Raw genomic sequence first — 12,191 nt, forward strand, 5'->3', positions numbered from 1 at the left:
TTTCAGCAGGATGATTTCAGCGGGCTGATTTTTTGTGCAGTGATTCGGCAACTCAATGTCCTATGGCGATTCTGAACCCTGACCTCTTGAAAACCCCAGGATATCTAGTGGCTCTCGTTTCCCTAATCGGTTGCGCTGCTTCGCCTCCCGTGCAGCCAGAGATGCCCGAAGCCTCTCCCGGTGCGATCGCCCCCGCCGATTCCCCCTCTGACATTCCGCCTGCCGCATCTAATGCTGAAGCACCTGCTGCGTTTGACGTTGCCGCTGCTGCTAGCGAGGTTGATGCCGCCATTCCGCCTGTCCTCAGCGGGGCGATCGCCCAGCAACAAGGAATCCAGCAAACCACCATCGCCGAAAACCTGGAGCATCCCTGGGGTATCGCTTGGCTGCCCAATGGCGACATGCTGGTGACCGAGCGGCCCGGACGGCTGCGGATCATTCGCAACGGGCAGCTTGATCCAACCCCGATTCCTGGCGTTCCTCCGGTGCTGGCAGTTGGTCAGGGTGGACTGCTGGATATTGCCCTACATCCCCAGTTTGCCGAAAATCGCTGGGTCTACTTCACCTATGCTCATGGGGCGGTGGATGCCAACCAAACCCGCGTCGCCCGCGCCCAGTTTGACGGTGCACGCCTAACCAATTGGACGGTGCTATTTGAAGTGAACCGCGCCAAGACGCAGGGGCAACACTTCGGGTCCCGTCTGGCCTGGCTACCCGACAATACGCTGCTGGTGTCGATTGGCGATGGCGGCAACCCACCCGTACAGCTTGACGGCGACCTGATCCGCAACCAAGCGCAAAATTTGGACGTGCATCTCGGCAAGATTGTGCGCCTAAATGACGACGGTTCTATCCCCGCCGACAATCCCTTTGTCAACACACCCAACGCGGAGCCTAGTATTTGGAGCTATGGACATCGCAATATTCAGGGCTTAGTCGTTGACCCAGAAACTCAGCGGGTATGGTCCACAGAACACGGCTCTCGCGGCGGCGATGAGTTGAACTTGATTGCACCAGGCAAAAACTATGGCTGGCCGGTGGTCACCTTTAGCCGCGAATACTCCGGCGGCATTATTTCCTCGGAACAGTCGCGACCCGGCATGGTCGATCCTCGCCTAGTGTGGACTCCAGCTACGGCCCCGTCGGGGTTGGCGATTTATCGGGGCGATCGCTTCCTAGAGTGGCAAGGGAAACTGTTTGCGGGTGGTCTGGTCTCACAAGATGTACGCCAGATTGAGGTAGATGAGGTGGGACGAGTTGTCAACGAATCTTCAATTCCTATTGGACAGCGGGTTCGAGACGTGCGCCAGGGCCCGGACGGCTATCTCTATGTCCTCACCGACGCGCCAAACGGCCGCCTGATTCGTCTAGGCGCTTCCTGATGACGAAATTGAAGCGGCTGTGATCTAAAGTGGCTTCGCTTTAGGTAGCCGGTATCTACATCCTCACTCAAGCCAAACTCCTACATCACCAGAATGTCAGAGTGACTCAGCGATAGGTTTCTTGGCAGGATCGCGATTTGCACAGCGCCCACGCCATCGCCAGAGCCGTTTGCGTCGTACAGCAAATCTCCGTTCAACGGGTTGTAGATGATTCGGTGGAGGGGAGTCCGAGCGGCGACACCTACGGCAAATCGGTTTGCCTGCAACGGCCCAGCGCTTTGGAAATTCTCAAAGTCGGAAGCTGCGATTCGCAGGCGATCCACACCGGGCGTAAAGTCATTGATTTGGTCTATGCCCTGTCCGGGTGCATTCAGGTGAAACGTATCTCGACCGGGGCCACCCCTCAGCACATCGTCGCCCGGCCCGCCGACCAGATTAGTCTTTGCAGCATTGCCATTGGAGTAATGCTCCCCCTCAGCACATCGTCGCCCGGCCCGCCGACCAGCGTATCATCGCCTGCACCGCCAATAAGAATGTCATTGCCGCCAAGTCCGTGGATTTCTACAGCTGTGGTAAAACTCGAGGCATATACGAGGTCATAATTTTCTCCCAGCCGAATCAGCGGGACATTGATGACCGATTCAAACCCTGAGAAGTCGAGATAGTTGGTGAGCGTATCGTGCCCAATAATCGTTCCCCCGTTGCCGTCAAACACTTCTACGCCAAGAATCCAGGTTGAGGTGGGGAATTGGTAGAAATTGTTGATTTGCCAGAGGAAGATATCGGCTCCGGGCGTGTCGTTGCGGATGGTGTCGCTGCCTGCGCCGCCGTAGATTGTGTCGCCATCCAGAGCGCTGCCGTCTGCATAACCCGGCACATTGAATAAAAACAGGTCGTCACCATCCTCTCCATAAATCGTGTCGGCACCGCTGCTGAGGATGATGGTGTCATTGCCTCCGCCTGCCCATACCCGGTCGATGTCGGCGGGTACGGCAGCGGCAGGGTTCGTTGTTGCCAAGGTGAGGACAGATAGGGGGGCCGGGTCAGTGGTGCTGGGGACTGGAGAGGGAACTTCAGTGGCAATCAACCCGGTATAGATCAGATCATCAGAATCACCTGCATAGATGTAGTCGCTGCCGTTGCTAGCTTCGATCACGTAGGCTCGATCCATCCCAATAAACAGCGTGCTGACATTGGGAGCACCAACCAGTGTCGGCTTTGCGGCAATCTCGTCCTCTGGCAAACCTTTCGAGGCGACCAGTGTGGAAAAATTTTCGAGGGTTCCATCAGATTCAGCCAGCGTCGCAAGCTGAAAGGGCAGTGGGTCGTCTGTGGAGGCGATCGCCCTCAGGACTCCTACTTCAGCAGGCTGCCCGATGACAATGGCTTCTGTATTGAGCAGCGCGTCCAGGGAAATGGGCACGAGGCGATCGCCCGATTCCGGGTTACTCGCGTCTTGAATATACAACGCCGCTATCTCAAAGCCCTCAGCCGCAAAGTTCAGCAGCGACACCAGCTCTAGCCGTCGGTTTGTTGGATTGCTGAGGTAAGTCTTTAGAGCAGGCAACTGACCGCTGTCGAGGATGGACTGGAATTGCTCGGATGTAAACACCAGATTAATCTGGTCGATGCCCAGACCACCCCGATAGAGGGTTCGCTCTGAGTGTTCAGTAGGCGTGAAGATCGTGTCGTTGCCGCTACCCAGGACGATTTCTAGAAAATCGGACGAAGAGGCTGGAGAGAGATTGGCAGATAAAAATGAGGTTTGGCTATCCATAGCAATGAATATAAAAATCTGGGAGAGCAAGCTCCGGATAAGAGCGCAGGATCAGACATGAAGTTCAACATAAACCAGCAGCGCAAAACTACCTGCTACACTACGGGTCTACTTCAAAACCAACTCGCACCCTAAGACGTTTGAGACTTGAAACCTAAAATTTGAAGACGGAACCTAGAAATCGGACGGGGAACCTAAAACTGGCAGACAGAGCCGAAATGCTTAGAAAATGAAGGGCAATCAAGCCCTGACGGCATAAGAGTAAAGCTAGAGAACGAGTAGCAGAAGCACTCACAACATAAGTGCGTGCAATTACTGAGGTGACTTGCTCACATGTATCTTAAGGCGGCGTTCAAGCGCGTCTATTAGCTTCACAGAGGCTTTATTGAAGCTTTAATCTTGCTTCAATGGAACTATACGCAGAACTCTTTGCTCCCCAAAGTTCAGCAAGGGCGATCGCAACATGGATCACAAGCAACGATCACAAACCCCATGACCGACTCTGATTCTCTAGCCACCCGACTCACCCAGTACAACACCCGCTTTGTGCGTTTGCTATGGTGCGACAACGGCAACGTCATTCGCGGCAAAGCCTTTCACCGCCAGTTTCTAGATGAACATCGAGACTGGGGAATCGGTATCTCAATGGCGCAGCAGGCGGTTCCCGTGATGCTGGACGGCGTGGCCGCAGACAGCGGGCTAGGGCCCGTAGGCGAAGCGTGGCTAGTGCCCGACTGGGAAACGCTGACCCCCTTGCCCTACGCGCCGGGCCATGCCCGCGTGATGGCCGACATGCAGCTAGGTGAACAGCCCTGGAGCCTGTGTCCGCGCGGCTTCCTGAAGCGAATGCTGGCTCGTCTGGAGCAAGAGGCAGGGCTGCGGGTGATGGCGGCGTTTGAGCCTGAATTTTATCTGCTGCGGCTGGATGAGTCAGGATCGATTCACCCGGCAGATCGCACCCCCTTTGCGGCAACTCTGGGGATGGATCTGAACCAAGCAGTCATCGATGACATCACTGACGCGCTAATAGCCCAGGGAATTTGGGTCGAGCGCTATTATCCAGAGTCGGGGCCGGGGCAGCACGAAATTGCCGTCCGCTATGGAGACGCGCTGCGGGCGGCCGACTCGCAGATTGCCCTACGAGAAACGGTGCGGGGCGTGGCGTTGAGGCACGGGCTGCGGGCTTCGTTTTTGCCCAAGATTTTTGCTGACCAGGCGGGGAGTGGTTGCCACCTGCATTTGAGCTTGTGGCGCGAGGGCGTGAATGTGTTGCCCGATCCAGGACGGGCTGGAACCCTTTCGGCGATCGCCCTCCATTTTATTGGCGGCATTTTGCACCATCTCCCCGCCTTGATGGCCCTGACCACACCCAGCACCAATTCTTACCGCCGTCTCCAGCCCCAGAGTTGGAGCGGAGCCTTTCGCGCCTGGGGCATGGACAACCGCGAGGCTGCCGTGCGCGTGCCCAGCAATCCCCACCCGCCCAGCCCGACCCATCTTGAGCTAAAAACCGTAGACGCTTCGGCAAATCCCTATCTGGCGCTGGGCGCAGTCATCGCTGCGGGGCTGGATGGCCTTCAGCAGCGGCGAGAACCCGGAGACCCCATCGCCGTAGACCCTGCCACGCTGACCGAGGCAGAACGGCAGGCTCGCCAGATCGATCGGCTGCCCGCCAACCTGGGAGCGGCGATCGCCCACCTCAGTCAGTCCGCCGTGCTGCTGAATGCGCTGGGAGCCGACCTGGCGCAAGCATTTCTGGCAGTGCGCCGGGCCGAGTGGAGCGCTCTGGGCAATCTGGAACTGGAAGAAGAGGTGCGGCTGCTGCTGGAGCGATATTAACCAGGAATGGTATATTACCGAATGATATCGGGGTGATATCACTTGGCGATTGACTAGGCTGCTGCGGCTGGGTCTGGCTAGAGCATGATCACATCGTCACATCGTTTAGAGACACCGTTAGGTGACACCGTTGAGAACTGTCAAATCCCCCGAAAACGCTCCTCAAAACCCACCTTTGGACCGTGCCGTGAGAACCGAAATGTACACCACCAGGAATGCTATTGTGGCAAGTAATCAAGCTTAAATTTTCTTTAAGCGCAAGTATTTTTCAGGCTTTTGCAGACAGCTTGCCGAGCCATCTCAAACCCGTGAGCGATCGCCCTTTTTCTCTGCCCCAGCCGCATGGCTTCCCGAATCCGTTAACCCTGGCAGCCCATGCTTTGACAGAGAATGGTGTGCCTGAGGAGCCTGACGGCCTGCCTTCTAACCCATCCGGCGAAAGTTCTCTAGGGAGCCATGAACTGAAACTCTGGCAGTTGTTTGATTCCCTGCCGGTTTGCCTTGCCTACGTCGATGCTAACCAGCGCTGCCGTTTTATGAACCGCACCTACGAAGTGTGGATGGAGCGGCGGCGGGAAGAACTCTACGGCAAATCTGTGCGGGAAGTCATTGGGGAGGCGGCCTACCAGCTTGCGGCTCCCTTTATCGAACAGGCACTATCTGGCAAATCAGTTCACTATGAAGCAGAGTTGCCCCACGCAATTGGGAAACCGCGCCCAGTGTCGGTGCTGCTTGTGCCCGACTGGGACGAAACCCAGCAGGTGCGCGGCTATTATGCGCTGGTGACCGATATCAGCGATCGCAAAGCCCTAGAACACACCTCAAAGCAAACCGCCCTACAACTTCAGGAAGTATTGAACCGTGCCTGTGCAGCCGTGACCAGCTTTCGGCTTTATGCCGACCTGAGTTGGGACTACGACTATCGCTCTCCGGGAAGCGAGGCGCTGTTTGGCTATAGCGCGGAAGAACTGATGGCCGATCAACAGTTGTGGATGTCTCGCCTGCTGCCAGACGATCGGCAAAAGATCCTAACGCTTAATCAAACTAAGCTTTTGCAAGGGGAGCCTGTTACGTTTGAATATCGGTTTTTCCACAAAGACGGCTCCCTCCGCTGGTTCTCAAGTGCAGCATCCAGCTTTTATAGCCCCCATGACCACTGCTGGCGCGTCACGGCGGTAGAGATCGATATCAGCCACCGCAAGCAGACCGAAGAGGCACTCCGGCAGAGTCAAACGCGGTTGAAAACAGCCCAGACCGTTGCCCGAATTGGCAACTGGGAACTTGACCTGGAAACGAGGCGGATTACCTGGTCGGACCAGATGTATGAGATTCACGGGGTGGAGCGGGCGCAGGGCGAACCCAGCTATCCAGAACTGCTGCAAAAATTTGTGCCAGAGGATCGGATGCGGCTGGATGCGGCAGTGTCAAATGCGATCGCCCTTGGCCAGCCCTACATACTCGATCTGCGCCTGAGTCAGCCCAACGGCTCGATCAGCTATCTAGAATCGCGGGGTCAGGCCGAGATCGATGCGTCAGGGCGCGTCGTCAAGCTCTATGGCACGACGCAAGACATTACGGAGCGCAAGCAGCTAGAAATAGAACTCAAGCAGCGATCGCAGCGAGAGCAAATGCTGAATCAGGTGATCCAGGCGATCCGTCGATCTCTGAATTTGCCCACGATTTTTGAAACCGCTGTACGAGAGACGGCTGCCCTGCTGCACCTTAGCAGTGTATCGATTGTAAAGTACCTTGCTTCTGAAGCGTGCTGGCTGCTTCAGGCAGAATACGTGCCGCCGGGGTCGCCTGCCCGCCATCGACCCGGACTCCGCATTCCCCACCGCGGCAACCCCTTAGCAGAACAGCTAGCTCAGGGTCAGCTTGTGAAATTGAGCGACAATCGCCAGGCCGGTGGCAGCTTTAACCAAACTCTGGCGGCAGAGATGCCCGCCCGGTGGCTGCTGGTGCCGCTGAAGATTGGGGAAACTGTGTGGGGCAGCCTCAGCCTGACGCGAGAACTGTCGCTCGACCCGTGGCAAGACTGGGAAGTAGAGGTGGCGCAGGGCGTGGCCGATCAACTGGCGATCGCCATCCAGCAGTCCGAACTGTTTCACCAGGTGCAACTCCTCAACACCACCTTGGAAACGCAGGTGCAGCGACGCACCACCCAGTTGCAGCAGGCCATCGACCTGGAGGCAAGGCTCAAGCGGATTACCGACAAGGTGCGCGATAGCCTGGACGAACACCAGATTTTGCAAACCGCCGTAACCGAACTGGGGCTGGGGCTGGGGGTAGAGCGCTGTCAGGCGGGAATATACGACCTGACCACGCAAACGCTAACCATCTACTATGAATATCGCAGCCACGCCCAGATGGCTTCTAGCCAGGGACTCGTGGTTCCCCTGATCGATCTCCCGGAGGTGCATCGGGCCATTTTGGCGGGGCAGTTTGTGCAGGTATGCTGTCTAGAAACGCTGCCCGGCCTCAGCGCCACGGGTGAATCCATGCCTCCTGAGCCTACCCATCGTGAGGTGCCCCATCGTGAGGTGCCCCATCGTGAGGCCGACGCTGCCGATGTAGAGGTGGCAACCCATCTGACCGAGCAGCCGGTGGCGCTGCTGGTCTGCCCCATTCTGCACGACCAGCAAGTCTTGGGCAGTTTGTGGCTATTCAAGCCCGGCCAGGAAGCCTTTCGAGAACTGGAGACGCGGCTGGTGCAGCAGGTTGCCAACCAGTGCGCGATCGCCCTGCGTCAGTCGCGGCTCTATCAAAGCGCCCAGCGCCAAGTCGATGAGCTGGCCCGGCTCAACCATTTGAAAGACGACTTTCTGAACACGGTGTCTCACGAACTGCGATCGCCCATGTCCAGCATCAAAATGTCCGCAGAAATGCTGGAGATTTTGCTTCAGCGCAAGGGCGTATTCGACGACCCGCAAATCAGTCAGTATTTCAAAATTCTGCAAAGCGAGTGCGATCGCGAAACGAGGCTGATCAACGACCTGCTCGACCTGTCGCGCCTGACTGCCAACACCGAGCCACTGCTGCTCACGACTTTGGAGCTACGGTCTTGGATCTTGCATGTTGCCGAACCCTTCGTCAGCCGCGCCCGCAGCCAGCAGCAAAACCTGCACTTTCACCTGCCCACCGAGCCGCTGTTCGTCACCACCGATTTTTCCTACCTGGAGCAAGTTTTCACAGAACTGCTCCAAAATGCCTGCAAGTACACGCCTACCAACGAGACGATCTGCGTTTCCGCCCGCCTGGAAGATTTAGAACTAGAAGCTCTAGAACATAGCGAAACGGAGAGTGCCCAGCTTCCCCACCCTGCGTCTCCCCACTACGCCATCCACATCACCAACACGGGCATCACGATCCCCGAACCAGAGCGCGATCGCATCTTTGAGAAGTTCTACCGCATCCCCAACAGCGACCCCTGGAAGCATAGCGGCACGGGACTGGGGCTGGCGCTAGCCCGGCGACGAGTCGAGCAAATTCACGGCAGCTTGTCGGTATCGGGCGATCGCCACTCTACCACCTTTACCATCCGCCTGCCGCTGCTGCCGCCGGATCTGAGCGCGGAGGCAGAGGAGTAGCGGCACGGGAGACACGCCCTCCCCCCGCTTGGCAAACGTAGCCCTGGTAGGGATAGTTGGCGGCGTGGTGGGTTTCGTCGGGGGCGATCGCGCATCGTATGCGGCGGGGGCGGCTGCCAAGCGGGCGCTGCAAGCGGACTTGCTGAGGAAAGCTGGGCTTGGGCATTTGAGAAGAACCCACCACCCACAGGTTGAGCGGTGGCTCCTGAGGCTGGGGCATGGTTGCCAGGGACTCCCAAAATGCCGCGTCTCGTGCAGGCTGAGGTAAAAACCCTAGGCGAATCGGCGTGGTGGCATGGTCTTGCACGGCGCGGCGGCGAATCTCCAGCCCAAAGCTGAGGCCCAGAGCGATTTCCTGGGTGCTGGGGGCGCTGACGACGATGTGGGTGGGTGTAGTCGGGTCGTCGGAATACATTTCGCTGGCGGCCTTCAGCGGGTTGAAGCTTTTGTAGAAGCCGAGTCCGCTAGAAACGACCAGGCTGCTGACGATGCCGACCGCTAGGGCGATCGCCCACACGCGCCGAGCATTCACCCCCCTGGGCAACTGGGCCAGCAGCAGCCCCGCCAGCGCACAGACTGCTGGAAAATACACAAAGTTGTAGCGCGGTGCTAGGGTGATATCTTTATTTAGCCCGTAGACGATGACGGCAAACTCCAGCAGCACCAGCCCCAGAAACCCCACCAGCAAGGTCAACGCGGGCTGCTGCGGCGTGTTGCCCCACAGATTTCGGCCGCTGCGCCACAGCAGCCGCCCCAGCCACGCGGCATAGCCCAGCATCAACAGCGCCGACGGAATGGCGATCGCCCTGGGCTGTTTTTCCGCAGGCATCATCACCGCCATCAGCACCCAGCCCACCGTGGTTTGCAGCAGCGGCGAGAGTCTTCCCAACATGCCGTCTGCCAGCCCCAGCCACTCGGTTTCCGGGCGGTTCATGTGTTCCCAAAAGGTGGGCAGCCACGGTAGGTAAATCAGGAACACAGCGGCGATCGCCAGCCCCAGCGCCCCCCAGCCCCAGCGCGACATCTGCCCCCGGTGCAGCAGCATCCAGCCCAGCAGCGCCCCCACCTGCGCCGCCAGCGCCAGCAGGCAGAAATAGTGAACGTAGAGTCCCAGTCCGGCGATCGCCACCCAGCCCAGCCACACCCACGGGCGAAACCGATGCCGCTGCAAGTCTTGCTGCATCTGCACCAGCCCCAGCAGTCCCAGTGTGATCAGCAGCACGGGCAGCGTGTAGTGCCGCGCCTCCTGAGACAAATACACCCCGAAGGGCGACACCGCCATTGCCGCCGCCCCCGCCAGCCCCGCGACCGGGGAAAAGGCAACCCGATTCAGCGCATACACAGCGGCGATCGCCCCCACGCCAAACAGCGCTGGCAGCGCCCGCAGCGCCCAAACCCAGTGTTCGCCCGGCCGCAGCGCCTCCATCCAGCCATACATCAGGCAAAAAAACAGCGGCGGATGAGGCGACGTGGCAATCAGCCGCTGCGTGATGTCTGTGCAACTCAGCCCCGGCTGCACGGTGAAAAACTCGTCCAGATAAGACAGGGGGAAGAATTGCCCGACGGGAATTTCGTCATAGCGACGACCCATCGCGGCGATCGCCGTAATCACCTCATCCAGCCACATCGGCTTCAAGTCCAGCCCCCAAAACCGCAGCCCCAGCCCCAACAGCAGCAGCAAAGCAAGGATCAGAGGCGTGCGGGTAAACTTCATGACAAGGCTTGGGGCACAGTCTTCTTTGAACGCCGCCCCTCATCCCCCAGCCCCTTCTCCCAAGTGGGGAGAAGGGGAGTCAGACAGTTAAAACGTCTTGCTCCCGATTTGGGAGAGGGCGCTAGAAAGAGAACGGCTGGGTAATCAAACAGTCTTTTAACTAATAACTAAGGTGCATTATGGCAGAGCAAGACGACCTCTATGATCTGAATCGCTTTGTGAAAGCGCAAACGTCTGACTATGCGCGGGCGCTGGCGGAAATTCGGCAAGGCAAAAAGCGATCGCACTGGATGTGGTACATTTTCCCGCAATACGCAGGGCTGGGCTTCAGCGCCACGTCTCAGCACTACGCCATCAAAAGCCTTGCCGAGGCCGAGGCATACCTGCAACATCCCATTTTGGGCGATCGCCTGGTCGAGTGTGCCGAGGCAGTACTCCGGCTAGACGGGCGCTCTGCCCATGAAGTCTTTGGCTCACCCGACGACCTAAAGCTGAAATCCTGCGCCACGCTGTTCGCCCAAGTATCGCCTGCTGGTTCGGTGTTTCACCAACTGCTCGACCAATATTTTCAGGGCGAACCGGATGCCAAAACGCTGAAGCTAATTGAATTGAGGAATGAGGAATATTGAATTGAGAAGCGAATTGAATAGTTGGTATATCCCCTGCCAAAGCTATTTATCCAGAACCATCACGACTTGGCCAGCGTTAATAGCCAATGTAATTGACAACACAATGAATCTGAATGGGTTTGGATGAATCTAAACGGATCTGGCAATAATTATGGACAGACAGAAACTTAAGCTAGCACTATCATGGTTTGCCCCTACCCAGGGAACTCCGAATTCCGGTCTTCGCTATCTTACCCAAGCTGACCTTAATCGGATATTGTCGTGGTTTGCTCCTGCGAAAGGGGTATCTTCTCATTCAAGTGCTGACTCTAACGGCACCATCAAGTTGGTTCAAACTGTGTTTGTCGCTGGTTTTCAATACTACGATGGTGAAAAAGTATGGAAAAACCTGGCTGTCGGAGATGCCGTGCGGCTTGTCCGTGAGCCTGACAACAAGCATGACGAATATGCGATCGAGGTTTACTGGCAAGACCGGAAATTGGGCTATGTGCCTCGCGTTGCAAACAGAACCCTGGCGCAAATGCTAGATCGCGGCGAAACGCTGACCGCCCAAATTGCCAATCAACAATCTGCTGATAATCCTTGGCAAAGGCTGGAAATCGAAATCGGGTTGATCACCTGAGAAGCTGCTTGATAAAGCAATCCAACTACTTTCTTTCTCACTTTTATTTCCATTTAGCTTGAAGGTGGAATGCTCTCAAAAATTACATCTTCATAGAGTAGGGCGATCGCCCCTTGCCAGCCAATACTCGTCAGTTCGAGCGTGTCTTCTGTGGTAAAAGATTGCAGTTCCCACTGCGTATCTGAAAGGCGGCGAAAGCGATCGACGCTAATTTGCGTGGCATCAATCAAAACGTATTCTTGCAGGGCCGAAAGCTGGCGATAGCGCCGAAACTTTTCGCCCCGATCGAAGGCTTCGGTGGTGGGAGACAGCACTTCTACAATTAGGCAAGGGTGTTGGATGAGGTTGACGGCGGGGCGATCGCGCTCATCGCAACTTACCATCACATCAGGATAGAAATACGCCCCGCGTTCCGAAACCTGCACCTTCACATCGGCAATGAACACGCGACAGCCTCTGCCCCGCAAAAAAGCCTTCAACGTAGAGGCCAAGTTCAGCGCAATCAAATTATGGGCGATTGTGCTGCCCGTCATGGCGAACACTTCCCCATCGAGGTATTCGTGCTTGATGTCCTGCGTGGCTTCCCAGTCCAGATATTCCTGGGGCGACAGGCGGTGAGGCTGAGGCTCTGCGATCAT

Annotated in this window: 9 protein-coding genes; 5 read left to right on the top strand and 4 right to left on the bottom strand. The window is 57.2% G+C overall.

Features of this window, described 5'->3' with window-relative positions; translation table 11 throughout:
- Positions 1–107 precede the first annotated feature (107 nt).
- Positions 108–1,382: a PQQ-dependent sugar dehydrogenase gene (locus tag HNI00_RS01545; protein WP_316790071.1), complete on the top strand. Its 1,275-nt coding sequence runs from the start codon at positions 108–110 to the stop codon at positions 1,380–1,382.
- A gap of 80 nt (positions 1,383–1,462) precedes the next feature.
- Here the strand turns inward: HNI00_RS01545 and HNI00_RS01550 are convergent, their stop codons facing one another.
- Positions 1,463–1,792: a hypothetical protein gene (locus tag HNI00_RS01550; protein WP_316790073.1), complete on the bottom strand. Its 330-nt coding sequence runs from the start codon at positions 1,790–1,792 to the stop codon at positions 1,463–1,465.
- The gene (locus HNI00_RS01555; protein ID WP_316790075.1) at positions 1,786–3,159 is read right to left on the bottom strand and encodes a hypothetical protein; all 1,374 of its coding nucleotides are present in this window, start codon (positions 3,157–3,159) and stop codon (positions 1,786–1,788) included. Before HNI00_RS01555 ends, HNI00_RS01550 begins: the two co-directional genes overlap by 7 nt.
- A 492-nt stretch (positions 3,160–3,651) precedes the next feature.
- Here HNI00_RS01555 and HNI00_RS01560 point away from each other — a divergent pair, with 492 nt between their 5' ends.
- Together HNI00_RS01560 and HNI00_RS01565 are read left to right on the top strand one after the other, a co-directional pair.
- Entirely contained in the window at positions 3,652–4,998 is a 1,347-nt protein-coding gene (locus HNI00_RS01560; RefSeq protein ID WP_316790077.1) for a glutamine synthetase family protein, read from the top strand.
- Positions 4,999–5,285: 287 nt separating this feature from the next.
- Positions 5,286–8,588 carry a PAS domain-containing protein gene (locus HNI00_RS01565; protein WP_316790079.1) on the top strand — a complete coding sequence of 1,101 codons (3,303 nt, stop codon included), beginning with the start codon at positions 5,286–5,288 and terminating at the stop codon, positions 8,586–8,588.
- On the opposite strand, the gene HNI00_RS01570 is transcribed toward HNI00_RS01565, so the two are convergent.
- Positions 8,533–10,302 (bottom strand): glycosyltransferase family 39 protein, encoded by a 1,770-nt coding sequence (locus HNI00_RS01570; RefSeq protein ID WP_316790081.1) that lies wholly within the window; start codon positions 10,300–10,302, stop codon positions 8,533–8,535. The genes HNI00_RS01565 and HNI00_RS01570 overlap by 56 nt on opposite strands.
- Positions 10,303–10,481: 179 nt before the next feature.
- Here HNI00_RS01570 and HNI00_RS01575 point away from each other — a divergent pair, with 179 nt between their 5' ends.
- Together HNI00_RS01575 and HNI00_RS01580 are read left to right on the top strand one after the other, a co-directional pair.
- Complete coding sequence (locus HNI00_RS01575; protein WP_316790082.1) at positions 10,482–10,931, top strand: DUF1810 domain-containing protein; 450 nt, start codon at positions 10,482–10,484, stop codon at positions 10,929–10,931.
- Positions 10,932–11,082: 151 nt separating this feature from the next.
- Positions 11,083–11,553, top strand: coding sequence for an HIRAN domain-containing protein (locus tag HNI00_RS01580; protein ID WP_316790084.1), 471 nt, complete (start codon positions 11,083–11,085; stop codon positions 11,551–11,553).
- A gap of 53 nt (positions 11,554–11,606) precedes the next feature.
- On the opposite strand, the gene HNI00_RS01585 is transcribed toward HNI00_RS01580, so the two are convergent.
- A complete protein-coding gene (locus tag HNI00_RS01585) occupies positions 11,607–12,191 on the bottom strand; it encodes a Uma2 family endonuclease (RefSeq protein WP_316790086.1) in 585 nt (194 codons plus the stop codon).

Origin of the sequence: Thermoleptolyngbya oregonensis NK1-22, from assembly GCF_032705245.1 — a bacterium.
GTDB lineage: Bacteria > Cyanobacteriota > Cyanobacteriia > Elainellales > Elainellaceae > Thermoleptolyngbya > Thermoleptolyngbya sichuanensis.

What these genes read in the sequence shown, in the direction of transcription:
- HNI00_RS01580 (WP_316790084.1), top strand. Translation starts at nt 11,083, where the DNA reads ATGGACAGACAGAAACTTAAGCTAGCACTATCATGGTTTGCCCCTACC.
- HNI00_RS01585 (WP_316790086.1), bottom strand. Translation starts at nt 12,191, where the DNA reads ATGATCGCAGAGCCTCAGCCTCACCGCCTGTCGCCCCAGGAATATCTG.
- HNI00_RS01575 (WP_316790082.1), top strand. Translation starts at nt 10,482, where the DNA reads ATGGCAGAGCAAGACGACCTCTATGATCTGAATCGCTTTGTGAAAGCG.
- HNI00_RS01555 (WP_316790075.1), bottom strand. Translation starts at nt 3,159, where the DNA reads ATGGATAGCCAAACCTCATTTTTATCTGCCAATCTCTCTCCAGCCTCT.
- HNI00_RS01560 (WP_316790077.1), top strand. Translation starts at nt 3,652, where the DNA reads ATGACCGACTCTGATTCTCTAGCCACCCGACTCACCCAGTACAACACC.
- HNI00_RS01570 (WP_316790081.1), bottom strand. Translation starts at nt 10,302, where the DNA reads ATGAAGTTTACCCGCACGCCTCTGATCCTTGCTTTGCTGCTGCTGTTG.